The following is a 26,806-nucleotide window of genomic DNA, read 5'->3' as shown; positions in this document are numbered from 1 at the left end:
AACTAGAACACATACTCACATGATTCCCTTCATCACTGGCCATACCCTTTAAAAGTGCGCTGAACGCAAGCGTAAAAAAACACAGCCGCCATTCGAACGCAATAAATTCTTACATTTTGATTAACGTTTCTTGAAGACTCGAATACATGATGCACCTCTCAAGCATAGATTCGTTTACTTATTATTTTCTTCAATCCGACTGTTTGTTCATGCCACGCCTCGCGACTTACGAGGGTCTTGCTGAGTTTGCGTCGCCACCCTCTTTCTCAACTTGAATAATGGCGAGGGCAAAAATGGCTAAACCCGCAAAGTCGCGCCCTGACTACTGCGTTATCTCTACCGCCACCCTGTTTCGTTGTGCGCAGGCCAATGCGCTGACGGCAAGACACAGTGCTGCCATCGAATACACCCACACCGATGCCGCCACTGGTAGCAGCAAACCGGCCAGCAAGGGTCCGACACCCGCCCCGATGTCACGCCAGACCGCATTCGCCGCCAGCGCCCGGACACGCCCGGCACCGGGGTGGCGTTGCGCAACGACTGTCACCACCAGCGGCAATTGCAGCGCGCGCAACAGCAACACCAGGGCCCCGCCCACTACCAAACAGTGATTGCCAAACCCCACGAGTGCAATCGAGGTCATCAACGAGAAAACAATCAGCATGCGCGTCGCTCCCCAGCGCTGCGCCACCACCCCGCCCAGCGGGCTGAGCAGCACCTCCGATACGTAACGCAAGGCCAGCAGCGTCCCGGCCACCATCACCGCATCGCCCGCCATCAACTGCTGAGCCTGTAACGAAAGGCCGATGATAAAGAGCCCGTCTAGGGTCAGCCCTTCGATAAACGACCAGACCGCCACGCTGTCGGGACGCTGGAATCGCCTCGTCGACGCCGACATCGGATGCGGCGCCGACGGCAGACCGTTTGCCAGCCACATGCCGAGCAACGAAGTCACGACCATCAGGAAAAAAATCACTCGCGGCCCATAGGCCAGGCAAAGCATCGCCCCCAGCGGCAACGCAAGCATGGGGCCGGTGGCAATCAACGCCCGCGAACGGCCGGTGCGACGCGCGGCGTCCGTAGGCGCGGCGGTTGCCATGACTTGCGTGGACAAGTTCAACGCCGCATAAGACAAGCCCCAGCCCAGGCGCAACAGCAGCAAGGCCCAGAACCCCGAAAGCGTCGCGTAACCCAAGGCACACAACGCAGCGGTCCCGGCGGCCAGCAATGAGGCCGGACGATCGCCCTTGCTGGCATAAAAACTCATTACGTAGCGGTAACCGAAAATCCTCACCAGCCGGTTGGCCGCCAGCAACAGGCCCGCCTGCGGCAAACTGATGCCGAACGCCTCTGGCTGCATGGGCAACACCAAATACAGCAAGGTATCTGCGGGCAGACAAAGGCCTAATATTGACGCGGCTCGCATCGAGGCCCGATCAGCAGTATGGGTGTTTTTGACTGACATTGGATCAACGGCCGGCGAGACAAAGTGCGGCCTTTAGATTGGCGTGAAGCGAGAACGCTGACAAACGCTTTAATTGCACCTCGGATGTGACTAAATTAGACACATGATTTCCGACCTCCCCCCCTTGAACGCCGTCCGGGCCTTCGCCGCTGCCGCTCGTCATCAGAGCTTCAGCCGTGCGGCCGAAGAACTGCATGTCAGCCACAGCGCCGTCAGCCGTCATATAAAGCTGCTCGAAGAACACCTGGGGGTGTTGCTTTTCGAGCGTCGAACCCGGCAATCCTTGCTCACGCCGGCCGGCCAGACGTTTTATGAGCAAGTCAGCGTGGCCCTGGCGCAGATCGCCAACGCCGCCACCGCCCTGACCCGGGGCGCTTCGCTGCGCAAGGTGACCATCAACGTGCGCCCATCCTTTGCGGTGCGATGGCTGATCCCGCGGCTGCCGAACTTCATGGCGCTGTATCCGGATATCCAGCCCGAAGTGGTCACCAGCACCCTGCCACCGGATCAATCGCGGGAGACATTCGACGTGGTAATCCGCCGTGGACAGTCCGGATGGTCGTCCAATGTTCAACCACAAATATTGCTGGAAGATGACTTGGTGCTGGTCGCAGCACCGTCGCTGCTGCAAAGCGTGCCATTAAACAGCGCCCACGATCTGGTCCACCACACACTGTTGTCAGGCAAAACCCGCAGCAGCGACTGGCAAAACTGGGTCGAGCACGCTGGCATCGCTCAATTGCGCAATCAGTTGATCCTGCAATTCGATCACATGCACCTGGTGTTGCAGGCCGCCGTCGATGGCCTCGGCGTGGCCCTGTGCCCGGCGTCACTACTGGGCAAGGACTTGTCCACTAGACGCCTGATCTGCCCGTTTCCCTCCTTGCGCCTGCCATTGACCCGCTATTACTACGGCGTCTCCCAGGAGGCGGCGGCTGAAACGCAGGTCTTTATCGACTGGATGTTTTCCCATATCCATCAGGACGCGACAGCCCGCACGTTATGAACTTCAGCCGAACCCTGATCATTGGCAACTCTGGCTCAGAATACAGCCCCCACACCACCAGAACCACGGGAAGTACCCGGCTCAACGAGATGGGCTATCCCGCCGACTGGATCGAGCGGCAACTCGCCCACGCCGAGCCCAATGCGGTACGGCGTACCTATAACCATGCGGCGTACCTGGCGGATCGTACGAAGATGATGCAGCAGTGGGCAGACATGCTTGATGTATGGATTCTCGGCGAAAGCAACATCACACCTCTCAGTCGAAGTGCCAATCGGTAGCAAATAGCTCCTTTACCTACTGGCGACAGCGGCGATACCGGCGACAACCCGCGTCGACGCGGGGCTGGAAGGTGGCGACAGTGTTGGCGACAGTCGCCACTTTCAGGTTCGCTGCTTCGCTCTTCCGGCCAAGCCTTCATCGCTGGGAAGGCTCACACGACAAACACGACAAATGGCTACATCGCCACCGAAGTCCACAGATTCCCAAGGCCTTCCAGTGGTCTCAACTGGCGCAACGCGCCTCTCAAAACAGCGGTTGACCCACAGCAAGACAGGGCTTAAACCAAGCCCTGAGGATAGCTGTCGCTGACAGCACCAGCCCAGGTAACCCGAACCTTCAAGGCTACGCCACAGTGTGGTGGTTCTCCCTAAGTGCGATCAGCGTCCGGTGGCTCGCACGGTCACAACGCCGTTGTGATGGATGCCGACTACTCCAATGCGTCTGTGCAGCAGACTACCTGCCTCATCACCAACTGCCCTGCAGCAACCTCCTCCCTTAGCGCATCTCGCCCTGCTGCAGCCCTGCTCGCACGGGCCTTTGCGGCTTTCCCCCTCGTGACAATCGGCGTGACAAACACCGAATGCTCACTCGCCACAGCGATGTCGATGATGGTGCCGCAGCCCACGGAATGGACTGCACCTGACTGACAGTCAGGCATGCCCCGGTCATCGCCTCACTGCCTTCACCCGACTCAGGATCTCGCGGCATTGGTCTCGTCAGCCAGTGCAGCCTCCACCCGCCCACTTCTTCGGAGGTGTTCAGGAGGCCAGATCATGAGATGCCCAAGCTCCCGGCCGTAAGGAGCCGTCAGTCCCGCGTTAGTGGACAAACCTCACAGGTCGCAAGGGCCTTGATCCCTGATAACACTCAACAACCGTGGCGGGATGAGTGAGGACGAAGTCGATAATCTCAGGAGAATTTCGATGCAACTGTGCGAAGCGTTCGAGCCCCCACAACCATTGCTGGAGTACCAGCAGGCGCCACTGCCCTACCCGGTCGAAGCACTCGGGGATTTGTTGGGCCCTGCGGCCGAACGACTGGCCGAGGTGATCGGCGTACCCTGCGCCATGGCTGCACAATCGGTGCTGGCCAGCGCGGCCCTGGTGAGTCAGGGCCATGCCAATGTCCACCTCGACGGTCGAACCTATCCGTTGTCTCTCTACCTACTGACAGTGGCGTCCTCGGGGGATCGCAAAAGCGCGGTGGATCACCTGGCACTGAAGGCGGCGCGCGACTGGGAGCGACAGCAGTGGACCCTGTATGCGGAAAAGCTCAAAGCCTATCGTGCCACCAGCAACATCATGGCCAAACCCCAAACCTCAAAGAAACACGCGGAGGCTGAAAGCGGCGGGCTGTCCGAGCCGGTGCCGCCGAGATTGATCATTACCGAGCCGACCATTGAGGCCCTGGTCAAAAGCCTGTGCCACGGCTTGCCCAGCATGGGCCTGTTCAATGATGAAGGTGGCCAGTTCTTGGGCAGCAGTACCATGAGCAAAGAGAATCTGCTCAAGGCAATCACCACCTTGTCGATGCTGTGGGATGGCAGCCCGATCGACCGGGCTCGCTCCATGGCCGGAGAAAGCCTGCGTGCCTATGATCGCCGCCTCAGCCTGCACCTGATGCTGCAGCCCTACCTGGCCAACCAGCTGTTCAAAGACCCGGTGATCAATGGCCAAGGCATCCTCGGTCGTTGCCTGATCAGTTGGCCCGAGCGCCTGGCCGGTCAGCGACTCTACAAGGCGATCGACCTGACCCGAGATGCCAAGGTCCAGCGCTACCAACAGCGGATCACCGCCCTGCTGCAAAAGCCCTGGTCGCTCCACAAGGATTGCTCACTCAATCCCGCCACGCTGGAGCTGACTCCCCGCGCCCGTCGTGCCTGGATTGATATTCACGACACCATCGAGTGCCAGTCTGGCGAATTCGGCGAGCTAGCCGGCGTCCAGCCTGTCGCGAGCAAGGCCGCGGCGAATGTACTGCGTATCGCGGGAGTGCTGGCCATGGTTGAAGAGGCCAGTGCGTTGGACGAAGGACACATCCAGCGCGCCTCCACGCTGATGGATTACTACCTGGCCGAGATTCAGCGCCTGACCGAACAGGAGCCGGTCAATAGCCGACGCGAGGAAGCGGATCGGTTGCTGCGCTGGCTGGTGCAGAAAGGCTGGACCCACTTCACCATCCGCGACGTCAATCGCAACGGCCCTCGTTTTGCGCGCAAGAGCGCTGACCATACCGCTTCTTTATTGGTCGTGCTGATCACTCATCGTTGGCTGAGCAGCCGCGACGGAAAAACTTTCGAGGTCCGCCATGTTTCGCCTCAATGACGCGGTGCGCCGCTACCAGGCGCAACATCAAGCACAGCCTGAATTGCCGCGTGTCGCCGCTGCTGTCGCCACCCTGTCGCCACGCGCCAGGCCAGAAACGACGCGGGTTGTCGCCACTGTCGCCGCTGTCGCCACACCACCGCTGGAGCCTACCCACCTAGCCCGGCTGATCGAGCAACTGCGTGAGGAAGGGGCACTGTTGCAACACCACGAGAACGCCCTCCTGATCCGCCCGACCCACTGGCGGCAGATGGACAGGCTCAGCCCTCACTGGAAAGCCTTGCTGCTCCTTCTACAAACAAACGAAAACGGTGAAGATGATGGCGCTGGTCGGTCGGCGTGAGGGTCGCAACTTTGGCTATGGCCGCCAGCTGAGCTATGCCGGCCCACAAGCGCTAAAGGATTTGTTTGCCGACGGCCACTTCGCCACGGTCAAAGCCCATAGCGATCGCTGGCAAGCGTTCGTACGTTGGTGTCGGTCAGAGGACGGCCCCGGTTACAACGATGCGCGCCAGATCGACCGACAGACGCTGCAGGACTACGCCGCGTACCTGCGCCAGCAGATCCAGCAAGGCGAACTCTGCATCGCTACCGCGCAGAACCGCCTGAGCAGCGTCAACCGCACCCTCGCTGCGCTGCGCGGTGATCAGGACGTGAGGATCGCCAGCCCGAGTCAGGCGTTGGGACAACAGCGCTCGAGCGTACGCACCCGTGTGCCGGATGGCCAAGATCGTCAACAGGTCCGGCGAGTGCTTGAGGTGCTTGGCGAACAGCGACACGAGCGGGTGGCCGCGATTGTCCTTTTGGCCCGAACAACCGGTATGCGCCTGCGCGAAGCGATTCTGGCTGACCTGCCACGCTTGCACCGCGAAGCCGAGCACTTTGGCCGCATCAATATCCAGGACGGCACCAAAGGCGGCCGCTCAGGGGCTTCCGCGCCGCGCTGGATCGTGGCCAATGAAGAGGTGAAAGCGGTCCTGCAGTTGGCTCGTCATGCGTCGCCGCCCGGCAGCCGCAACTTGCTGGCCCGCGACGAAAGCTACGCCGTGTTTCTGCAACAGACCGTGCTCCCCGCCCGAGAAACGCTGCATGAACAAGGGCTGAAGGGTTTCCATGAACTGCGCGCAGCCTACGCCTGCGAACGTTACGAGCAGCTCACGGGGCACGCCGCTCCGGTCAATGGTGGCCACTGCTATCGCATTGACCGCGACCTTGATCAACAGGCGCGCCAACAAATAAGCCTAGAGCTCGGGCATAACCGGATCGATGTGGTTTCGGCCTACATTGGAGGTCGAACGTGACAAAGCCGTTCGATATGGCACTGTTCCTGAGCGGCGTACTGAATGGCTCAAAGGTCACGCAGCAACGACACCTACGGCAAGCTCGGATCATGCAAGCGGCCATCCAACAGCGATGGCAACGCGATACCCCCTGGACCTGGCAGCTCAAGCATGTCCGCTGGTTTTTCACACAGCAGCTGCAAGACCACTCCGACGCCACCCGGTATTACTATCGGCTCACCGCCCTATTGGTCTGGAAGCAATTAGGGAATGACCGAGAAATGCTGATGAGCAACGCCTGGCAAGCCGAGCGCAAGCTAATCGGTCGAGCGCCATGACAAGCGCTCTCGGCACCAGAACGATTTTTATCTCACTAACTGAAGACTGGCAGAGTATGCATGGAAGGTGTGTCTTCAGTTGATGTGAGGTTTCGTTCGAGCTATGATTGACATGCAGTGCCCCTTCGACGTCAGCAATCGATCGATGCGACCGAAGGGACAGGAGGCTTTAGAGAGCACTGGATGACCATTCGGCACCTTCTGCGGACATGGTAGCGCGGTATAGAGGTAGACGCCTATACTGGCACAAAGTCTATAGGAGATTTTGCAAGAATTTTACTACTAATTTAGTTCCTTAAAGATGGTAGTTTATAAAATTAAAGGCTCGCCATATTGGCGGGCCTTTATCTTTTGAGGGTTTGAAATGAACCAGACTGAAGTGGACGCCGCTGTAAATCTGATCAAGGTCTCCTTAGATAACCGTTCTGGTAAAACAATTACAGGAGCTGTTTTTGGTGAGTTGATTCGCAAATTAACGCCTGAGCTCGACATTCGTGAGTTATACCCTACAGGCAAAGGCGGCGTTACACGATTTATAGAGGATTACTTCGCAGGATTTCTTACGCGCACCGGGAATAAAGGCTCGGATAATTTATATTCTATCAGAGAGCTAGACTCTGAGGCGGACCCATTAATCAACTATGATTATTGGCGCTCTTTTGTTCGCCCAAACTCAAAATCAAAAATTTTTTTGGTTGGCGACCCACTGAAAATCAATGTTTCTCATCAAGGTGATGTGCCAGCCGATGCAACGCTGATCAGAAATATTACTCCACAAGAGCTTTACCAAATTCGCGGTGATTTTGTCGAGGCTGAGTCAAAGGGAGGCATAAATCCAAGCTTACCTCCTATGGATATGCCATATCCAGTATGGTCGGAAGCGCTCAAGTCCAGTAATTTCACACTATATAAGGCCTGGACAGCATTCCGGATTGGCCAGCTTCTTGAAGTGTTCGCGGACAGACTTCGATGCTCAAATGTTCCTGAAGAGCGCCGGGAGTTATTGCTGGATATCATGCAGCGGTCTCAGGCTAGTTTGGCATCGACCGCTCGTGTCGCACCTAAAAAGAGAGCGACGACGATACCTGAATCAACGGCCAGCTCTTCGCACCCGGCCCACCACCTGCACACTGAAGCGAGCACCGATGAAGAGTTTAGACATATTGTCCTCCAAGCGGTCAGCAATATGTCGATTGCTGACCTTCGCGATTTGAAGCTACCGGCTGGGACATTGCTGGACGCGTTTTTTTCTAAATCGAAGAAGTGATGGAGGAGGTGTGTACGGATATTTGCCAGCTTTCTCTCTTCCAAGACTGATCGTAGTGATTTATGCGCGTGACGCGGCTAGTCTCATTTCAAAACTTGCGGACGCCTGCTGCGCTGGCTGGGAACGCCATGTAAGCGTACGCGTGTTGAACGCCCCAAAGGTCAATGTGGAAGAGTATACTGATGAAATCATTGATGAGTTTTTCAATGCTTCGTCTAGTATGATTTTTTTTCAGCCTGGGTTGCTTGATAAGGACCTGCTCGATAGCGAGGAGGTACGTTGTCGGCCCTGTGCGACCACAAAAACTATGTTCCAGGCGATGACACCGGAACTTATGTCTTTAAAAATCCATTGGAAGTCATATGCGGAAAGCCAATGGGAAAAGTCTACGCTTAAATCTGCCAGCCCTGAACAGTGGGTGCAACAATTCGCCGAGCTTGGACATCGCGACATCGGACGGCATTTGCTTAAGTCACTGCGCGTTGTTACCGATGCTGAGATAAGGGAAGCGTTCAAACCGGCACCCTATGACGATATCGGAGTTCGTATCGCCCATGGTTACATCCATGAGGATGAGCCGGGCAGTAGCTCGATTGCGATCAAGTCTATTCTCGAGCATATGCATCCTCAAGGTGTCATCCCCATTGACCTGTCTAATCCAGACATGTTTGCCGTCATGAATGTTGATGTTCTATACATTTATGAGGACGGGCTCTGGAGCGGAGTTGAGGTAGTGAACAGGTTGCAAGCGCTTAGTCAAAATGAAGCGCTCATGCGGTCAAACCTACAGATTGTCTTCAGGTACTGCGTCACGTGCGATGCAGGTCTTTCCGCTGCGAGGCTGTTTTCAGTGCGTAATTCTGCCGGAAAATTTCAATTTCCTTCGGCGAAACCTGGTTTTCACTTTTCCTTCCTTCAGAACGAGGTTGACACCAGATTCCCTGCGTTGACAGATCGAAGTGATCAATCCATACGGACGGCTATCGATAGCGTGATCGAACCCTATGCTTTCGCGTCTAGTGAGATCTGGGGCCAGGAGAGGGATGAGAGTCTAGGTGTATGCAGTGAAATCGGATCACAGTTGGTGCGGTATTTCCTCGAAAGAAAGGCCGATGGCAGTGAAAGCGGCGAGTCCGTGGTGATACCCCCAGAGAAAATTGCAAGGATGCAGTTGGGGGCCATGAGTTTCGCATCGACTATTGTGTTTGCATCCAGCATCCCTAAACCCGTGCTACCAGTGATGTGGCTAGGCGGTGAGGTGACTCTAAGCAACAGAACCGTGAATTGGCTCCCACTGTTCTGGGACGCCCGCAGGACTGGCGCTGTGGACCATTGAAGTCAGTATCAACAGGATCGGAGTGGAGTGACGAGGCTGGTCAAGTGGAGTGCAACTTCGCACGGCATTCCAATTGGTATTCCAACAAAAAGCCAAACCAGAAATTAATGCTATAAATCAATAGTTTAGTTAGTGGATTCAAATTACCCCGGCCCACCACTTCATCATCTAAAGACGTCCACGGACGTCTTTTTTTGTGCCTGAAATCCAGTGAAATCAAGGGTTTCCAGCGCTTCTGAGGTGCACAATGGTTTTTTGAGTTCCAGGCGCTTTGGTATTCCAGGTGGTATCCCGGCTACCTGGAGCTATTTTCAGGGTACCAAAACGGTGCCAGAGGTAGCTCACATGCCTACTCAAGCAACCCGCCTCTCCGATCGCCAGCTCAAGGCGGTCAAGGCAACCGGCAAGGATTTCGTCCTCAGCGATGGCGGTGGCCTTCAGCTCCGAGTCAGGGCCAGCGGCTCGATGATGTGGAACTTCAATTACCGCGAGCCGGTGACCAAAAACCGCATCAGTATGGCCTTGGGCCCGTATCCTGAACTCTCTCTGGCAAACGCCAGAAAGAAAGCGGTTGAAGCCCGCGAGCTGCTTGCACAAGGCACAGCAAATTTGAGGCATGGCCAAGTGATGAACGCCTGACCCTGCTGTCATCCGAGCACCACCCACCTGGTTTTGCGATGCCGGATAACTGATGACGTGAACGGCTAACCGGCCTGACGACACCCCTGGGCTCCTACACGGCCGAAAGGCCGTTTTAATAATCAGGATCGTCGGGCATCGATTCTCATCGAGGCGCGGGATCACAACCCCACTCAGACGCCGGATAGATGAAAGCAAGCCAAACACGCATCAAAAACAGTATTGCAGAAAAGGGGGTAACCATAGATGTTGGGAGCGAGAAGGATCGCAGCCCGCGGCGACTCAGTAGTAACGTCGCGGGTCAGAATCGATCAGGCTGGTCAGCTTGGTCAGGGCGAAGCGCAATTCGTCCTGGCTGGTGGGCGACATCAGTACCAGCCGCACGCAGCGGGTAATCCCGGAGCGTTCGGCCTGGAACTGGGTGCCACTGAGCACCAGCACGCCATTGGCACGGGCCAGCATGGTGAATTCGTCGCTGGTCCAGGGCTCGGGCAGGGTCAGCCAGATGTGGTAGGAATACGGTTGGGTCTTGAGCTCGAAATTGGCAAAGATTTCCCGGGCAATCGCCTGCCGCCCGGCGGCTTCGTTGCGCTGAATGCGGATCAGCTTTTTATCCAGCCCCTCAGTGATCACATTGCTGGCCAGTTGCGCCGTCAACGGCGACGGCATCCAGACACTGCTGCGCACCATCGAGGTCAGGCGCGACAATAGTTTTGGCGGACTGTAGAGATAGCCGATTCGCAACGCCGGCATGACCGCTTTCGACAGACTGGTCAGGTACACCGAGCGATCCGGGGCGAAGGCCGACAGCGGTTTGATCGACGGGTCGGTGGCGAGAAAGCCATAGATGTCGTCGTCCAGAATGATGAAGTCGAACTCCTCGGCCAATGCGGCGATTTGCGCCCGGCGTTTTTGCGACATGATCGCAGCCGTCGGATTCTGGCAGGTTGCCACGCAAACCAGCATTGCTGGTTTCTCCCGCAGGCACAGCTCGCGCAGCGCCTCGGGAATGATCCCTTCATCGTCCATGGCTACGCCCCGCAGGCGTCGCTCAAGACCGTGGGCCAGGGAAATGATGCCGGGGTAGCAAAGCTCTTCACACAGCACGAGGTCGCCAGCGTTGGTCAGCGCACTCATCGCCACCATCAAGCCATGCTGCGCACCCGCGGTGATCACCACCTGCTGCCATTGGGCATCGGGCAACGAATGACGCAACCACTGCGCCCCTGCCTCGCGGTGCGCCGGATGGCCGCCGTCCGGCGCGTAATCCAGGGCGCGAGCGAAATCGGTGCTCTTGGCCATGCCTACCAGCGCCCCGCGCAACCAGTATTCCAGGGTTTCGCTGTAAGGCTTGATGATCGAAAGATCCAATAATTCGGACTGCCCCAGATTCAGCGGGGCGGCACTGTTGCTGGCCGGCAGTTCAAGCTGTTTCTGGTTGAGCACATAAGTGCCCCGCCCTACCTCTCCCTGCACCAGACGCCGCCGATGGGCTTCGCTATAGGCCCGGCTGATAGTGCCCGGTGTGACATTCAACGTGGTCGCCAGCTCCCGCAGGGTCGGCAGGCGATCACCTTCGTTCAACACGCCGTTGCTGATATCGCGCGCCAACGCGTCGGCAATCGACAAATACATCGGCTGGCTGAACTCGCTTAGCTGAGGAACCCACATGAATGATCACTACCCATCGTAGAAATGATGAATATCCGAGCATATCACATGGAGGTTAGGCAACTAATAAATCAACTCAATCGATGAATTGATTCGATTGAAGCGGTGATTGAATCGGTAAGCATCTTTACTGGACGATATTTTTAAACAATATTATTTATTTTGAAATCAATAAGTTACCTAAAAAACCGGCGAAAAATAAGCAGTAATAGCAAAAAAACATCTCGCAACAACCTCTCGACCTATTGAATCAACTCAATTCATTCAAATACACTCATCACGAATCGAAGCAATCGACTCAATCTCAATCCGAATCACCGCGTGCCTGCCGCGCCCAGTCGAGACATCATGGACACACTCAGAAAGGATCTATCCCTGTCAGCGGTCATCGCAGGCTTCATCGCGGTGATCATTTCCTATGCCGGCCCGCTGATCATCGTGTTTCAGGCGGCCCGGGAAGCGCACCTGCCCAACGACGAGGTGTCTTCCTGGATCTGGGCCATTTCCATCGGCAGCGGCATTACCGGCCTGTTGCTGAGCTGGTGCTTGCGGGTTCCGGTGATTACGGCCTGGTCCACGCCGGGCGCGGCGCTGCTGGTGTCGATGCTGCCCACGGTCTCCCTGCCCCAGGCCATCGGCGCGTATGTGGTGGCGTCGGTGATTATCGCGGTGGTCGGTTTGTCCGGCGCGTTCGACAAATTGATGAGTCGCCTGCCCAAAGCCATCGCCGCTGCCATGCTCGCCGGCATCCTGTTTCGTTTCGGCGCCGAACTCTTCACCTCGATCAAGCTGCAGCCGGTCCTGGTGCTGTCGATGATCGCGGCGTACCTGATCTTCAAGCGCTTTTCACCGCGCTACGCGATTCTGTCGGTATTGATTGTCGGTTGCGCCGTGGCCGCTTCGTTCGGCGAACTCAACAGCGGATCGATCACCATCGACGTCGCCCACCCGATCTTCATCGCCCCGGAGTGGAGCTGGCACGCGATCATCAATATCGGCCTGCCGCTGGCCCTGGTGACCCTGACCGGGCAATACGTGCCGGGCATGGCAGTGTTGCGTACCTCGGGCTACAACACCCCGGCGCGCTCGATCATTTCGGTCACGGCAATCGGTTCGATCCTGATGGCGCCCTTCGGCTCCCACGGTTTCAACCTCGCGGCCATTACCGCCGCCATCTGCACCGGTCGCGAAGCCCATGAAGATCGCGACAAGCGCTATATCGCCGGGATCGCCTGCGGGGTGTTCTACATCCTGATGGGTACCTTCGGCGCGACCCTGGCCTCGGTGTTTTCCGCCTTGCCCAAAGAGTTGATTGCCTCCCTCGCCGGCCTGGCCCTGTTCGGGGCGATCAGCGCCGGGCTGACCGGCGCCATGGCTGACGAGAAACAACGTGAAGCGGCGCTGATCACCTTCCTGGTCACGGCATCGGGCATGAGTTTCCTCGGGCTGGCCGCTGCATTCTGGGGGCTGATCTTCGGGCTTGTAGCGCATTTCGTACTGACCTATACCCGGGAACGCAAAGCCACCTCCGTCACCGAGGGCAGCCGACCATGATCGCTCGTTACGACTCCATTGTGGTCGGCGGCGGACTGTTACACGCATCACCGCATCTCGCGCCAGCCTCCGTGGCCGAAGCACTTATCCAAGGAATGATTCCATGAGCCTGCAGAATTTCGACCCCGTCATCGCCCGCCTGATCGGCCGTGAACGCAACCGCCAGGAAACTCATCTGGAGCTGATCGCTTCGGAAAACTACGTCAGCGAAGAAGTGCTGGAAGCCCAGGGTTCGGTGCTGACCAACAAGTACGCCGAAGGTTACCCGGGCAAGCGGTATTACGGCGGTTGCAAGGTGGTCGACGAAATTGAAACCCTCGCCATCGAACGCGCCTGCAAACTGTTTGGTTGCGACTATGCCAACGTCCAGCCGCACTCCGGCTCGCAAGCCAATCAGGCGGTATTTCTCGCGGTGCTCAACCCCGGCGATACCATACTGGGCATGTCCCTGGCCCATGGCGGGCACCTGACCCATGGCGCCTCGGTGAACTTCTCCGGCAAGCTCTACACCGCGTTCTCCTACGGCCTGGAGCCATACAGCGAAACCCTCGACTATGCCGAGATGGAAGCCCTGGCCCGGGAACACCGGCCGAAAATGATCATTGCCGGCGCCTCGGCATACTCCAGAACCATCGACTTCCAGCGTTTTCGCAACATCTGCGATGAGATCGGGGCTTACCTGATGGTCGATATGGCGCACTACGCCGGGCTGATTGCGGCCGGCCTCTACCCCTCGCCGGTCGGCATTGCCGACTTCGTCACCTCCACCACCCACAAAACCTTGCGCGGCCCACGGGGCGGCTTGATCCTGGCCAAGCGCGAGTACGCCGCGCTGCTCGACAAGACGATTTTCCCGGTTTACCAGGGTGGGCCGCTGATGCACGTCATCGCGGCCAAAGCCGTGGCATTCAACGAAGCCCTCGGGGATGAGTTCAAGCACTATCAGCAACGGGTGATCAACAATGCCAGGACCATGGCGAACGTCCTCACCCGGCGCGGCCTGCGGGTGGTGTCGGGCGGCACCGACTGCCACATGTTCCTGCTCGATCTGCGCTCGATGAACATCACCGGCAAAGACGCCGAGGCACTGCTGGAAAGCGCCCACATCACACTAAACAAAAACGCGATTCCCGAGGACCCGCAGAAACCGGCGATCACCAGCGGCATCCGCATTGGCACGCCAGCACTGACGACCCGTGGCTTTGGCGAAGCGGAGTGCGCTGAAGTGGCGAACCTGATCGCCGACCTGCTGGAACAACCGAATAACGCGGCGCTGCTGGATAACACCCGGCGTCGGGTGATGCACTTGTGTGAATGTTTTCCGGTGTATCTGCTGAGTTGATTGCTGGAGGAACATACCGGATAACGATCAAGCACCTGGCTGACGTACTGACTGAGCGTGGCTTGCTGGCGACTGGCTTCGTAACGACGGTCATCCGCCTTGCGCTTGTACCTCTTGCTGCTGATCAGCTGACGAATCCGAGCAACCAGTACGCTCATGGAATGATGGAAATCCAGATAGGCCGTCCCTTGCTCGTTCAGGCAGTTCACACCTGCGGGACAGTTCCCGCAACCAAACCAATCTATACACTACTGCTTGGGTGATCCTTCGAAAAACGGTATTCCAAATGGTATTCAACAATAAAGTTACAACCGATAATATTGTTTAAAATCAATATTTTATCGTACAAATTCAGATTACCAAGGCCACACTTCATCATCTAAAGACGTCCACCGACGTCTTTTTTTTGTGCCTGAAATCCACCCGCCTCTCAGACAGCCAACTCAAGGTTGTCAAACCAAAAGACAAGGATTAAATCCTCATCGATGGTGAGCCGCTCCAGACCGCGTACTGGCGGCGGCCGAGGATGAGGTGCCGGCGTTGCTCATGGTTAATCAACCGTTTTCGCCAGGCCCCGACACCGATGCATCCAACGTGGCGACTACTTGCAGTAACCGAGGGTCGCTACGCTGCGCAGGATCAACCGCACCAGCATGGTCTGGCGGGTCACCCCGGTCTTGGAGAAAGTCGAGCGCAGGTGTGCCCGTGAGGTGTTGCGGCTAATGCCCAGTTCTTCGGAGGCTTCATCCAGGGTCAGGCCGTTGGCCAGCAGCATGGCCAGCTGGGTTTCGGCCGGGGTAAAGTCGAACAGGGCGCGGACAATCTCTTGCGGTGCACAGGATTGCTGTTCCGGGTCGCTGATGAAGATCACCACCGCTGGGCACTGTTTGCCTTCGCTCCAGTCTGACAACGGTACCGAGCGCACGATGATGCCCAGGTCCGCGCGGCCCGAAGGCCGTTGCACGCGCAGGGCTTCGACCACCGAGGGGTTGCTGCTTTTTTGCGAGAGCAGCGACTGTTTCACCAGGCGGCGGAACTCCTGGGTGTCCCGCGCGGTGCCGATCTGCAGGCCATCGTTGACCAGCTTGATACCGTCTTTTTCCTGGATCAGGCGGTCGGCCACCTGGTTGGTCCGCAGCACTTTGCCGGCTTCGTCGAGAATGATCGTGCCAACCGCCATCTGATCTACCGCGCCGGCATAGAGGTTGCGCTCGGTTTCGATGCGGTTCAAGCGCATATGGATCTCGATCGAGCGTTCCAGGTGCGGAATGAACTGTGCCAACAGGGCCTTTTCATCATTGTTGAAGGCCCTGTCGTCTCGACCRCGGCTGATGCGGATGCGGCACTGAGCGCCGTCGGCAGTGTTGATGTCGGCGCCGAGGACATGGAACACGTCCTGTGGTTCGAGGAAATTCTTGCAGAACTCGGAGTTTTGCCAATCATCGTCGGAGACGAATTCGGCCAGGGTGACGACTTGGCGGTTGGGCAGGTCGACAAAAGGGTCGAGGGTGAAAAAGTGCTGGTTATAGGAGGCCGTGGTTTCGGCTGAGGAACCCGTGGTGTGGATCATCAGGCCAGTGTCGTGTTGACTCGGTGGGCGCAGGATGAAGGTGACGAACTTGCTTTGCAGATACACATTGAGCCGGTTGAGGAAGGTCGTCCAGGGGATGTTCTCCAGCGGTCCTTGATAGAGGTTGCCGACGAACTCGCTGAACGTCTCGAGGCTGAGGCTCTGCATGGACAATCCTTTTATATTTATTAGTGTTGGAGATGGTCGAGAATAGGTGCCGCCGTCGATTGAGCGCAACACCCGGATCTATAGTCTGAAAGGAGGTGGGCCTACCTGCCAGATCGTGTAACTTTGCGTCCTGCGAAGCGCGCCGGCCGGCCGGTGAGTTTACTTGTACGATCCACCCTATGGCCGATGTTAAACTGCGACTCGTTTCGTACCATTGGTCGACTCAAAAGATTGGTGTGATGACCCAGCAAGTCAGGAAAATAGAACGCTTGACGCTTAAAAGCGTCGTCACGCGAGCAAAGCTCGTGTCAATTGCCGAACGCCTGTTCGCCGAGCGCGGTATCGAAGGGGTGTCGTTAAGCGACATCAACAAAGCCGCCGGGCAACGGAACAAGAACGCCACGAATTACCACTTCGGCAGCAAGGATGGCTTGCTGCAGGCCATCCTCGACAAGCATGAACCTGGTATTGCCGCTCGGCGCAACGGGTTGCTCGATGAACTTGAGCGGCGAGGTAATCCTTCGGTGAGAGACGTGGTCCGCGCGCTGATGTATCCGGTGGCCGACAAGATGTTCGATCCCAACGGTGGGAAGGACTTTATCCGTCTGGATGCCCAACTGGTGGTGGTGCATACGCTCTCCGTACAGAACCTGCGCGCTTCCACGCTCAATCTGGGTCAGGTGGATCGGTTGAGGCGGGCGCTGCTCGGGGTCCTCCAGGACCTGCCCGAGTCCGTGGCCCAGCAGCGCCTGCACTTGGCGGCAGTATTGCTCCTCCATGGACTCGCCGATCACTCTCGCATGCTTGATGCGAGCGATAAGAAGACCTTGGTGATGGACACCGAGTTGTTCATCAAGAACATCGAAGACTGCCTGGTGGCACTGCTGGCGAGCCCCATGTCGCCCGAAACTGCCTCCCTTCTTTCCCGCCTTGACGTACCCGAACAGGTTCCAACCCACGTTTACAGCTTGCCCTCATGAGGCAGCTGTAAACATTGCATAGGTAATGGCTGCTACCTGGAGAGGCTCCTTTCGAACTCGCGCGTAAAGCGGTCGACTTCCGATTCGGGCAGATGATTGATACCTCCCGCCAGTTTCCTGCCACCGCCGCTGTCAAAGGTGCGGCAGAAGTCAGCCGCAGCCACCGGACTATGTCCGGGAGTGCGCACGCTTACCGTGAATCCACCTTGCCTTTTAGGCGACAGGATACCGAGCGCGCGATCTGGCTGTGCCTGCATGAGCTCGTTGGCCAGGGTTCCGATGGCCCGCCGTGCCCATGGCGCGTCAGGCAACATCAGCAGCATCGCGCCGGGTATCTGGCGTGTCGGCGTAAGCCGGCGAGCCAGATCCATGTCCTCCTCATAGCCTGCCGCCAGCCGTGCGTAGGCATCCGAGCCTGTGACGAACTCCAGCGGATCGGCGAACGGCTGCATCAGGGTCGACAGCTCGGCCGGATCGAAATGCAGATCGGCAACGGTCTCGCCATAAGCGTTGTAGTTGAGATAGAGGCCGAGCCGCTCCAGGGTCCTGACCGCTCCAGCATCTATGCCTTGCGCCTTGGCCATGGCGCAGCCCACCTCAGGCAGGCTGTCGCCGTATGCCGCGGCAATCGCCCATGCACGATGGCGACCGCCAAGATAGCGGTCGACCAGGATGCTGGTACAGACATCGGCAGCCTCGTCGATATAGGGCTCGAAGCGCCCATGCCGAGGCATCTCCCCCGCGTGATGATGATCGAAGTAACGCACCGAAGCGCCCGCCTCAAGCAGGCGAAGCAGATCGGTACGATTCTGATCGAGGGAGATGTCGAGTGCGGTGATGGCATCCCCCTCGCACGCTTCGATACGCCGCAGTAACTGAATGTCGCGTTTGACACCAGTCAGCAGCCTCGCGTTGGCGAACTCGCCAGGCGCGGCAAGCCGCAGTTGTTGCAACGCACACAACCCATCGGCATCCCCATTGAATGCAACGTAGAGATTCATAGGGCCTCACGAGCGACAAGATGGCTGACGATCAGTTCGGCTGCTTCCTCGGGAGAGCAAGCGGTGGTGTCGATGCGAATTTCCGGGTTTTCCGGCGGCTCGTAGGGGGAATCAATACCGGTGAAATTCGTCAGTTCGCCACGGCGAGCCTTCTTGTAGAGGCCTTTGGGATCCCTCTGTTCAGCCACGCTGATCGGCGTGTCGACAAACACCTCGAAGAACTCGCCCTGCTCCACCAGCTCGCGCGACATTCTGCGTTCAGAACGGAATGGAGAGATGAAGGACACCAGAACGATTTGCCCCGCATCGACCATCAGCTTGGCGACTTCGCCTACGCGCCTGATGTTCTCGACCCGGTCGGCTTCGGAGAAACCGAGATCCTTGTTGAGACCGTGGCGCACGTTGTCACCATCAAGCAGATAGGTATGTTTGCCCAATGCATGCAGTTTCTTCTCGACGAGGTTCGCGATCGTGGACTTGCCGGCACCCGACAGCCCTGTGAACCAGAGTACGCAAGGCTTCTGCCCCTTGAGGGTGGCGTGCGCCTGCTTGTTAACGTCAATCGCCTGCCAGTGGATGTTCTGCGAGCGACGCAAGGCAAAGTGCAGGAGTCCGGCGCCGACCGTATTGTTGGTCAGACGGTCAATCATGATGAAACCGCCGGTATCGCGATTTTCCTTGTAGGGATCAAATGCGATTGGCTGGTCAAAGCTCAGGTTACAGACGCCGATTTCATTCAGGTCCAGTGTCTTGGCGGCGAGATGCTCGAGCGTATTGACGTTGACCTTGTATTTCGGTGTCGCGCTGGTGGCCGTCACGGTCTTGGTGCCGATCTTCAACAGATAAGGGCGGCCCGGCAGCATCGGTTCATCGCTCATCCAGACGATCGTTGCCTCGAACTGGTCTGCCACCCTGGCCGGTGCATCGATCGTCGCGAGAATATCGCCCCGGCTGATATCGATCTCGTCCTCGAGCGTAATCGTGATCGACTGGCCAGAGACGGCTTCCTCCAGGTCACCCTCGCGCGTCACGATTCGCGCGACCCGGCTTTCCTTCCCCGACGGCAGGACACGGAGGCGATTGCCGCGCTTGACGCTGCCGCCGACAACGATCCCGGCATAGCCGCGAAAGTCGAGGTTCGGTCGGTTGACCCACTGCACCGGCATGCGAAACGGCCCGGACTGATCCGCAGCATCCTCGACCTGCACCGTCTCAAGGTACCCCATCAGTGTCGGCCCCTGGTACCAGGGGGTGTTCGCGCTCGGCTCGGTGATATTGTCGCCCTTCAGGGCTGACATCGGGATGGTGACGATATTCTGCAGGCCAATCTGGCTGGCGAAAGCGCGATAGTCCGCGTCTATCTTGTCGTAGACATCTTTCGAGTAACCCACCATATCCAGTTTGTTGATCGCCAGCACGACATGGCGAATGCCGATCAGCGACACCAGATAGCTGTGTCGCCGCGTCTGGGTCAGCACCCCTTTGCGCCCGTCGATCAGAATGATGGCGACATCTGCTGTCGAGGCTCCGGTGACCATGTTGCGCGTATATTGCTCGTGGCCCGGTGTATCGGCCACGATGAACTTGCGCTTGTCGGTTGAGAAGAAGCGATAGGCAACATCGATGGTGATGCCTTGTTCACGCTCGGCGGAAAGTCCGTCGACCAGTAGTGCGAAATCCAGGTCGCCACCTTGCGTTCCCACCCTCTTTGAATCCGCTTCCAGCTGGCTCAACTGGTCTTCGAAGAGCATCTTCGATTCGTAGAGCAGGCGCCCGATGAGCGTGCTTTTTCCATCGTCGACGCTGCCGCAGGTGATGAAACGCAGCAGGCTCTTGTTCTCGTGGGATTTCAAATATTGCTCGATGTCTTCGGCAATCAAATCGGATACGTGTGCCATTAGAAATACCCCTCCTGTTTCTTTTTCTCCATCGAGCCCGCGGAGTCGTGATCAATCAGGCGACCCTGGCGCTCGGACGTCCTGGCCAGAAGCATTTCCTGAATTATGGCCGTCAAGGAGTCGGCCTCGCTCTCGATTGCGCCGGTCAGCGGGTAGCAACCCAGCGTGCGGAAACGCACTTTCCTGATCTCGGGAACCTCGCCGTCGTTCAGTGGCATGCGCTCGTCATCGACCATGATGAGCGTGCCGTCGCGCTCCACCACCGGTCGCTCTTTCGCCAGGTAGAGCGGCACGATCGGAATGTCGTTCAGATAGATGTATTGCCAGATGTCGAGCTCGGTCCAGTTGGACAGGGGAAACACCCGGATGCTTTCGCCCTTGTGCTTGCGGGCGTTATACATCCGCCACAGTTCGGGACGTTGTAGCTTGGGGTCCCAGCGGTGCTGCTCGGAGCGGATCGAGAATATCCGCTCCTTGGCCCGCGACTTCTCTTCGTCCCGCCGTGCGCCGCCAAAGGCCGCATCGAAGCCGTGCTTGTCCAGCGCTTGCTTCAATCCCTCGGTTTTCCAGATGTCGGTGTGTATGGCCGAACCATGGGAAAAGGGGCTGATGCCCTTTTCCAGCCCCTCGGGATTGATATGGACGAGCAGGTCGAAGTCGTGCTTTTTCGCCATGGCGTCGCGGAACTGAATCATCTCGCGGAACTTCCAGGTCGTGTCGACGTGGAGCAATGGGAACGGCAGTTTTCCTGGATGGAACGCCTTCAGGGCCAGGTGCAGCATCACTGCACTGTCCTTACCGACGGAGTAGAGCATTACCGGATTCTCACACTCAGCGACCACTTCTCGCATGATGTGAATGCTCTCGGCCTCAAGACGCTGCAAGTGCGTCAGCATGTGTTTCCTCCTTCCTCTGCACTGGATCGTGATGCCACCGAGAATCCGATGCCCGGCCCAGTCACTCGAGGTGCGATTGCGTGTGGACGTTTATCGCCCACCTCTTTTTTAAGCCTTGTTACTTAAACTGGCTTTAAAGGTAGATCTCGCAATTGCATGGATCATCGTCCGTTTAGACTATTCGCAGTTCGAATGCTTTTAATACTATCGCCTTATCTTGAACCGCCAGTTGGCTGGGGCGATAGCGGTAGCTCCTGATCGACTGGCCCATTGCGCCGCAGCAATCAGGTGTACCTATTGGAGGCAACGCCCCATGAACACTCAACAGGCCGACTGGCCGAACCTTCAGTTTGACTACGACAATTGCCATGTCCTGGTGACCGGTGGCACCAGCGGCATCGGGGCCGGCATCGCCGCAGCGTACCGAGCAGCAGGTGCGCAAGTGACGATCACCGGCACCCGGCCCTGCGCCGCCGATTACGACATTGACCTCGACGGCTACCGCTACTTGCAGCTCGACATCGAGAACGCAGACAACATCTCTGCCGTCGCGGCAGCGCTGCCGCGCCTGGACATCCTCGTCAACAACGCCGGCTTTGCACTGCCAAGCTGTGGCCTGGACGAGTACGAACCGGACGTTTTCGAACGCGCGGTGCGCATGCACCTGGTCGGTGGCTATCGCATGGCGCATGGCTGCGCAGACAAACTCCTGAAAAGCACGCTGCCAGGCGGACCTTCGATCATCGGCATTGCATCAATGAGCTCGTTCTTCGGGATCGATGTGGTGCCCGGCTATGGCGCGGCAAAGACTGGCGTCGTCGGGCTGACCCGGGCACTGGCGGTCCATTGGGGCGGGCGCATTCGCGTCAACGCAGTCGCGGCGGGGCTTACCGCAAGCCGCATGACGGCGACGACTGTCGCCAATCCGCAGTGGTCCGCGCCCACGCTTGCGCGTACGCCGGCAGCACGGCTTGGGGTGCCGCAGGACATCGCCGGTCCAGTCCTTTTCCTGACGAGCGCGGCCGCCGGCTGGATCACGGGACAGACACTGCCTGTCGATGGCGGCTTCACTGTCGCCGGCTGAGTCCGGCGTCGGCCCTTCCAGTACTGCCTGTCGCCAACACCTCTCCTCACACTTATGGAGCAGCGCATGAAACCTGACATCATCCGTATCACAGACCTGGGCGCCCCCGAGCTGACCGAGCGACAGCGTCGAGCGATCGCGGGCGTCCCCCCCGTGGAAATGCGCGAGGAGGCCGTCCTGGCAGCCGCATGCCAGCGCACGGGGCTTTCCGACTTCGGTTCGGAGGACTTCCGCGAACGGCTGCGAATCTGGCTGAAGAGTTTTGACGAGGATACGGAGCTCAGCCCCCTGGGGCGCGCGGGGATGTTCGGCGATGCCGTGCGCTACGCATCTTCGCGCCTGCGCTTCGAAGATCTGGTGAAGCGACACCCGGAAATCAACGACGTCGCGATTGATCGGCCGATCATCGTCGCCGGGCTTCCCCGCTCAGGCACGACTCACCTGGTCAACATCCTGGCAGCCGATCCGCGACTGCGTTCGATGCCGCTATGGGAAGCGATGGAGCCGATTCCTGCGCCGCAAGACCAAACATCAGACGGGGAAGATCCGCGTATCGTTCGCACCCGCCAGGCCTGGGGCGAATTCGAAGCCATATTGCCGTTCATGCCGGCGATGCACGAAATGTCCCCCACCCACGTGCATGAAGACATCGAACTGCAAGGCCTGGACTTCTCGTCCTATCTGCCGGAATGGCAGTCTCGCCCGTGTCGCTGGCGCGATTACTACTACAGCCACGATCAGACGCCGCACTACCGTTATGGTCGCCGAGTCCTGCAGGCGCTCACCTGGCTCCAGGGCCCGAACCGATGGGTGATGAAATCGCCGCCGCACATGGAGAACCTGCGGCCGCTGATGACGACCTATCCCGACGCCACGCTCGTCATCACCCACCGCGACCCCGTTGCCGTGCTCCAGTCCGCCATCACCATGATCGCCTATGGCGACCGCATCCGCCGCCATACCGTCGACGTAAAGGCGTTGGCGCGCTATTGGACAGATCGAGTGGAACATCTGCTGCGCGCCTGCGTTCGGGACCGGGACAGTGTTCCCGCCGGCCAATCGCTCGATGTGCTCTTCGACGACTACATGGCCGACCAACAGACGGTGATCGAACGCATCTATGCCATGGCCGGCCTGCCACTGACCGCCGATGCCAAGACGCGGATCCAGGCCTATCTGAACGCCAATCCACGGGGCAAGCATGGTCGCGTCGTCTATGACCTGAAAGGCGATTTCGGGGTTGATATTGCCGCTTTGCGCGAACGATTCGGCTTTTACTATGAGCGCTTCTCGGTCAGGCCAGAGCGCATCGAAGGAGAGCGGCCATGACCGATCAAGCTACGGAACGCCTGTTGTCCGGCCGCGCGTGGGACGACTTCTGCGAAACCGTTCGCCAGGCCGGCCACAGGGTCGATGCTTTCGGCGCCGAGGCCGATATCCTCGACCGCGCCGAATGGTATCGATTCATGACCCGGCTCATGCGCAACGGTTTCGAACGCTACCTGGAGAACTGCGAGCCAGAACGGCCGCGCCTGCGCGATGCGCCCTGGCGCCAGTCCATCAATTTCCAGTCTCCCGATCAGGATCATCTGCTTGCCGAGTTCGTCGACGGTAGTCATGACTATGTCATTCGTGGCCATCGTGGCGGGCTGCCGTACTTCGTCATTGCCTCATGGCGCGCGCCACAACCGCGCCATCCCGGCGCTCAGGACTGGGCAACGCGAGGTGTATCCGGTCTTGACGAATTCGATCCCGCTGCGCTGCAGACCACCGGTTTCATCTCCTCACGCCAGGTGAAGTTCGATGCGCAGGGCAACTTCGAGATCGTGGTCAGCCAGAACAAACCCGCAGACGGGCGCGACTGGCTGTCGATCTCACCGGACTGCGTCGGTCTCCTGGTGCGCACGCTCTACCATGATCGCGCGAATACCGCGCCGCCTCACTTCACCATCGAACGGATCGATGGCCCGCAACCGCGCCCCGTCACCGCCGCCGAAATAAGCGATGCGCTCGCCAAGGCGGGCCAGATGGTACTTGGCTATTGCGAGCTGGTGCGCAGCTGGTGGCAGGACAATCTCAGCCAGCGGCCAAACCGCATCCGCTTCGACCGCGCGGTGTACCTGTCCAATGGCGGCGTGCCGGACCGACACCACGGCTTCGGTACCTGGGAGTGTGCTGGCGACGAGGCGCTGGTTATCGATTTCCTGCCTTCAGCTTGTGATTACTGGATATTCCAGCTCTGTTCGATTTGGCAAGAGAACCTCGACAACTACGAGGACGGCGGCGGTTGCGTGCAGAAGTACAAGGCCAGCTATCGCCACGACGGCTCGGTGCGCGTCATCGTTGCGCAAGGCCAGCCCGGCATCGCCGGCAATTGGGTCCAGTCCTTCGGCCATGTCCATGGCGGCATGAGTTTGCGCCTGATTGGCACACAGGGCGAGCCGCCGCAGGTAACGCTGCGCCGTATTGCGCTGGCCGTGCTGCAAGAACGTGGTGAAGAGGCACTTGAAGACATCGTGCCGATCATCAGTGGCGAGGTGGCGCGATGAGTACGCCGTCGCGATCCATAGCTGCGGCGGTGGTCGGCACCGGCTTCGGTCTTTTTACCCATGTTCGTGCGCTGCGCGAGGCCGGGTTCGAAGTGCGTGCGATCGTCGGCCGAGACCGTGCCCGCACCATCGCGCGCGCTGCACCTCTCGGCATCCCGCTGGCAACCGATAGTCTTGCCGAGGCGCTTGCCGATCCAGCGATACAGCTCGTTACGGTGGCAACGCCCCCGCACGCACACTATGCACCGGTGATGGCCGCGATCGCCGCCGGGCGGCATGTCGTGTGCGAAAAGCCCTTTGCCCGCGACGCCGCCGAAGCGGCGCAGATGCGCGAAGCCGCGACAAAGGCCGGTGTTCATCACCTGCTCGGTGCCGAATTCCGCTTCGACAGCGCGCAGGCGCTGCTGCGGCGCGTCGTTCAGTCGGGGCTGATCGGCACGCCGCGCCATTTCCTGCGCATCTACCATCAACCGGGCCTGCAGGACTCGACAAGCAAGCTCAGCGACTGGTGGGAGGACGCTGACCAGGGCGGCGGTTTCCTTGGCGCATTCGGCTCGCACATGATCGATCAGGTCGAATACATGTTCGGCCCCATCGCTCGTGTCAGCGGCATGCTGCAGACGCTGGCGCCCGGGCGCCCCACCATGACAGCCGACGATTGCTACAGCGTGCAGTTCGAAACGGACAGCGGTGTTGCCGGGTCAATCATCGCCGCGCTGGCCGCGCCGGGGCCGCTGGTGATGGCCACCAAAGTGGTGGGCAGCGCAGGCGGCGCGTGGATTCAGAGCGGCGCGACGTTTGGTGACCCCGAAGAAGTCTGGGTGAGCGACGCCGATGGCGTGCGGCGCATCGAGATGCCCGCAGATCTGGTCAACGCAATGCCGACAGCTTTTCCCGTCGCCGAGCTGATCCAGACCGAGCAGGACCGCTGGCACACCATGGGCTTCGATGTTGCGCCCTATGCGCGCCTGTTCGCCGAAATGCGCACGCGGATCGAGAATCGCGTACCCGCAATCCCCGAGCGTGCCGCCACATTCAACGACGCTGCGCGAGGCCAACAGGTGCTCGACGCCATTCGACTGTCGGCGCGCAAGCGCGCCTGGATCACAATCTGAAATGAAGGAATCCACTATGACGAAATTGATGCTTCATGCAACGGTTCACGGACCTGACGATATTCGTGTCGAGCAGGTACAGCGCCCCAGTGCCGGGCCGGACGATATTGTGGTCAAGGTCGTGGTCTGCGGTATCTGCGGCTCTGACCTCGGTTATGCGCGCGCCGGCGGCCTGCCGATGGGGGGCGATGGTCCCTTATCGCTCGGGCATGAGTTCTCGGGCGTGATCGAGGAGGTGGGCGCGCGAGTGACGGCGCTGCATAAGGGCCAGCGCGTGGTGGTCAACCCGACGACGCCTGCGAACATGATCGGTTCCGGAGGCCCAGGGGCCTTCGCCTCGCATATTCTCGTGCGCAATGTCATGGCCGAGTCGTCGGTCTACCCCATTCCCGATACGCTGGACTTCGAAACCGCTGCACTGGTCGAACCGCTCGCCGTCGCGCTGCACGGCGTCAACCGGTCGCGTGCCGGCGCTGGCAGCAAAGTAGTCGTTTTCGGCGCGGGTCCCATCGGGCTCGGCGTTGTGGCAATGCTCCGTCTACGCGGCGTCGCGGACATCATCGCCGTCGATCGAGTGGACTCACGTCTGGAGCGTGCGCGCGCGCTCGGTGCAAACGCCACCTTCAATCCCGACAACTGCGATCTCTGGGCTGAAATCGGCCAGCGCCATGGCGCAAGCACGCTCTACGGGATGCCCGTGGTGGATACCGACGAATTCATCGAGGTGTCGGGCGCCGCTCCGGTTATTCCCCAAATCATCGCGCGCGCACGTTTCGGGGCGCATCTGACGGTGGTGGCGGTGCATCACGCACCGGTCGCCATGGATCTGGCGATGGCGCTGGGCAAGGAGATGGAAGTGACCACCGCCATGGCCTATCCCACCGAGTTTGGCGAAGTGCTGGAGATCCTCGCCGCAGGCCGGATCGACACCACCCCGCTGATCAGTCATCGCTACGCCTTCGAAGACTTCGAGCAAGCCTTCGCTACCGCCGCGCGTGCAGATGAATCGGCCAAGGTGTTGGTGACGTTCGGATGAGTCTC

At 58.9% G+C, this 26,806-nt stretch carries 21 protein-coding genes and 2 pseudogenes; 17 read left to right on the top strand and 6 right to left on the bottom strand.

Features of this window, described 5'->3' with window-relative positions; translation table 11 throughout:
• Nucleotides 1–322 precede the first annotated feature (322 nt).
• Nucleotides 323–1,465: an MFS transporter gene (locus AC1DU9_RS07285; protein ID WP_477809970.1), complete on the bottom strand. Its 1,143-nt coding sequence runs from the start codon at nucleotides 1,463–1,465 to the stop codon at nucleotides 323–325.
• 103 nt (nucleotides 1,466–1,568) lie between these two features.
• Between AC1DU9_RS07285 and gcvA the strand changes: the two genes are divergently transcribed.
• From gcvA to AC1DU9_RS07240, 9 genes and pseudogenes are all read left to right on the top strand, one after another.
• Complete coding sequence (gene gcvA / locus AC1DU9_RS07280) at nucleotides 1,569–2,471, top strand: transcriptional regulator GcvA (RefSeq protein WP_477809969.1); 903 nt, start codon at nucleotides 1,569–1,571, stop codon at nucleotides 2,469–2,471.
• Between the two features lie 23 nt (nucleotides 2,472–2,494).
• Nucleotides 2,495–2,752: pseudogene (locus AC1DU9_RS07275) on the top strand (tyrosine-type recombinase/integrase); the annotation flags it as partial.
• A gap of 924 nt (nucleotides 2,753–3,676) precedes the next feature.
• A complete protein-coding gene (locus tag AC1DU9_RS07270) occupies nucleotides 3,677–5,077 on the top strand; it encodes a YfjI family protein (protein ID WP_477809968.1) in 1,401 nt (466 codons plus the stop codon).
• A complete protein-coding gene (locus AC1DU9_RS07265; RefSeq protein WP_477809967.1) occupies nucleotides 5,061–5,420 on the top strand; it encodes a hypothetical protein in 360 nt (119 codons plus the stop codon). The genes AC1DU9_RS07270 and AC1DU9_RS07265 overlap by 17 nt, the downstream gene beginning before the upstream one ends.
• Nucleotides 5,398–6,378, top strand: a complete 981-nt coding sequence (locus AC1DU9_RS07260) for an integrase domain-containing protein (protein WP_477809966.1) — start codon at nucleotides 5,398–5,400, stop codon at nucleotides 6,376–6,378. Before AC1DU9_RS07265 ends, AC1DU9_RS07260 begins: the two co-directional genes overlap by 23 nt.
• Nucleotides 6,375–6,695, top strand: coding sequence for a hypothetical protein (locus tag AC1DU9_RS07255; RefSeq protein ID WP_477809965.1), 321 nt, complete (start codon nucleotides 6,375–6,377; stop codon nucleotides 6,693–6,695). The genes AC1DU9_RS07260 and AC1DU9_RS07255 overlap by 4 nt, the downstream gene beginning before the upstream one ends.
• A 364-nt stretch (nucleotides 6,696–7,059) precedes the next feature.
• Nucleotides 7,060–7,962 (top strand): hypothetical protein, encoded by a 903-nt coding sequence (locus AC1DU9_RS07250; protein WP_477809964.1) that lies wholly within the window; start codon nucleotides 7,060–7,062, stop codon nucleotides 7,960–7,962.
• Nucleotides 7,963–7,972: 10 nt separating this feature from the next.
• Nucleotides 7,973–9,298: a phosphoribosyltransferase-like protein gene (locus AC1DU9_RS07245; RefSeq protein WP_477744059.1), complete on the top strand. Its 1,326-nt coding sequence runs from the start codon at nucleotides 7,973–7,975 to the stop codon at nucleotides 9,296–9,298.
• A 345-nt stretch (nucleotides 9,299–9,643) separates the two neighbouring features.
• Nucleotides 9,644–9,898: pseudogene (locus AC1DU9_RS07240) on the top strand (Arm DNA-binding domain-containing protein); the annotation flags it as partial.
• A 321-nt stretch (nucleotides 9,899–10,219) separates the two neighbouring features.
• On the opposite strand, the gene AC1DU9_RS07235 reads toward AC1DU9_RS07240, so the two are convergent.
• Nucleotides 10,220–11,608 carry an aminotransferase-like domain-containing protein gene (locus AC1DU9_RS07235; protein WP_223458508.1) on the bottom strand — a complete coding sequence of 463 codons (1,389 nt, stop codon included), beginning with the start codon at nucleotides 11,606–11,608 and terminating at the stop codon, nucleotides 10,220–10,222.
• 348 nt (nucleotides 11,609–11,956) lie between these two features.
• On the opposite strand from AC1DU9_RS07235, the gene AC1DU9_RS07230 reads away from it, so the two are divergent.
• Together AC1DU9_RS07230 and glyA are read left to right on the top strand one after the other, a co-directional pair.
• A complete protein-coding gene (locus AC1DU9_RS07230; protein ID WP_477809963.1) occupies nucleotides 11,957–13,162 on the top strand; it encodes a benzoate/H(+) symporter BenE family transporter in 1,206 nt (401 codons plus the stop codon).
• Between the two features lie 103 nt (nucleotides 13,163–13,265).
• A complete protein-coding gene (gene glyA / locus AC1DU9_RS07225) occupies nucleotides 13,266–14,504 on the top strand; it encodes a serine hydroxymethyltransferase (RefSeq protein WP_477809962.1) in 1,239 nt (412 codons plus the stop codon).
• Between the two features lie 601 nt (nucleotides 14,505–15,105).
• On the opposite strand, the gene AC1DU9_RS07220 is transcribed toward glyA, so the two are convergent.
• Nucleotides 15,106–16,242, bottom strand: coding sequence for a helix-turn-helix transcriptional regulator (locus AC1DU9_RS07220; protein ID WP_223458501.1), 1,137 nt, complete (start codon nucleotides 16,240–16,242; stop codon nucleotides 15,106–15,108).
• Between the two features lie 239 nt (nucleotides 16,243–16,481).
• Here AC1DU9_RS07220 and AC1DU9_RS07215 point away from each other — a divergent pair, with 239 nt between their 5' ends.
• The gene (locus AC1DU9_RS07215) at nucleotides 16,482–17,222 is read left to right on the top strand and encodes a TetR/AcrR family transcriptional regulator (RefSeq protein WP_477809961.1); all 741 of its coding nucleotides are present in this window, start codon (nucleotides 16,482–16,484) and stop codon (nucleotides 17,220–17,222) included.
• Nucleotides 17,223–17,254: 32 nt separating this feature from the next.
• On the opposite strand, the gene AC1DU9_RS07210 is transcribed toward AC1DU9_RS07215, so the two are convergent.
• From AC1DU9_RS07210 to cysD, 3 genes are read right to left on the bottom strand one after another with little or no spacing between them, the layout of a single operon-like run.
• A complete protein-coding gene (locus tag AC1DU9_RS07210) occupies nucleotides 17,255–18,223 on the bottom strand; it encodes an acetyltransferase (protein WP_477809960.1) in 969 nt (322 codons plus the stop codon).
• Nucleotides 18,220–20,121, bottom strand: coding sequence for a sulfate adenylyltransferase subunit CysN (cysN, locus tag AC1DU9_RS07205; protein ID WP_477809959.1), 1,902 nt, complete (start codon nucleotides 20,119–20,121; stop codon nucleotides 18,220–18,222). The genes AC1DU9_RS07210 and cysN overlap by 4 nt, the downstream gene beginning before the upstream one ends.
• Complete coding sequence (gene cysD, locus AC1DU9_RS07200) at nucleotides 20,121–21,044, bottom strand: sulfate adenylyltransferase subunit CysD (RefSeq protein ID WP_317851111.1); 924 nt, start codon at nucleotides 21,042–21,044, stop codon at nucleotides 20,121–20,123. Before cysD ends, cysN begins: the two co-directional genes overlap by 1 nt.
• A 286-nt stretch (nucleotides 21,045–21,330) precedes the next feature.
• Here cysD and AC1DU9_RS07195 point away from each other — a divergent pair, with 286 nt between their 5' ends.
• The 5 genes from AC1DU9_RS07195 (at nucleotide 21,331) to AC1DU9_RS07175 (ending at nucleotide 26,801) form a co-directional block, all read left to right on the top strand.
• Nucleotides 21,331–22,101 carry an SDR family NAD(P)-dependent oxidoreductase gene (locus AC1DU9_RS07195; protein ID WP_223458493.1) on the top strand — a complete coding sequence of 257 codons (771 nt, stop codon included), beginning with the start codon at nucleotides 21,331–21,333 and terminating at the stop codon, nucleotides 22,099–22,101.
• A gap of 66 nt (nucleotides 22,102–22,167) precedes the next feature.
• Nucleotides 22,168–23,430, top strand: a complete 1,263-nt coding sequence (locus AC1DU9_RS07190; protein WP_477809958.1) for a sulfotransferase family protein — start codon at nucleotides 22,168–22,170, stop codon at nucleotides 23,428–23,430.
• Complete coding sequence (locus tag AC1DU9_RS07185) at nucleotides 23,427–24,650, top strand: hypothetical protein (RefSeq protein ID WP_477809957.1); 1,224 nt, start codon at nucleotides 23,427–23,429, stop codon at nucleotides 24,648–24,650. Before AC1DU9_RS07190 ends, AC1DU9_RS07185 begins: the two co-directional genes overlap by 4 nt.
• Nucleotides 24,647–25,765: a Gfo/Idh/MocA family oxidoreductase gene (locus tag AC1DU9_RS07180; protein ID WP_477809956.1), complete on the top strand. Its 1,119-nt coding sequence runs from the start codon at nucleotides 24,647–24,649 to the stop codon at nucleotides 25,763–25,765. Before AC1DU9_RS07185 ends, AC1DU9_RS07180 begins: the two co-directional genes overlap by 4 nt.
• A 16-nt stretch (nucleotides 25,766–25,781) precedes the next feature.
• Nucleotides 25,782–26,801, top strand: coding sequence for a zinc-dependent alcohol dehydrogenase (locus tag AC1DU9_RS07175; protein ID WP_223458485.1), 1,020 nt, complete (start codon nucleotides 25,782–25,784; stop codon nucleotides 26,799–26,801).
• Nucleotides 26,802–26,806: the final 5 nt, after the last annotated feature.

Source organism: Pseudomonas sp. P4_C1, from assembly GCF_056402155.1.
Note: the sequence above shows the minus strand (reverse complement) of the source record. Positions and strands in the feature narration are given on the sequence as shown.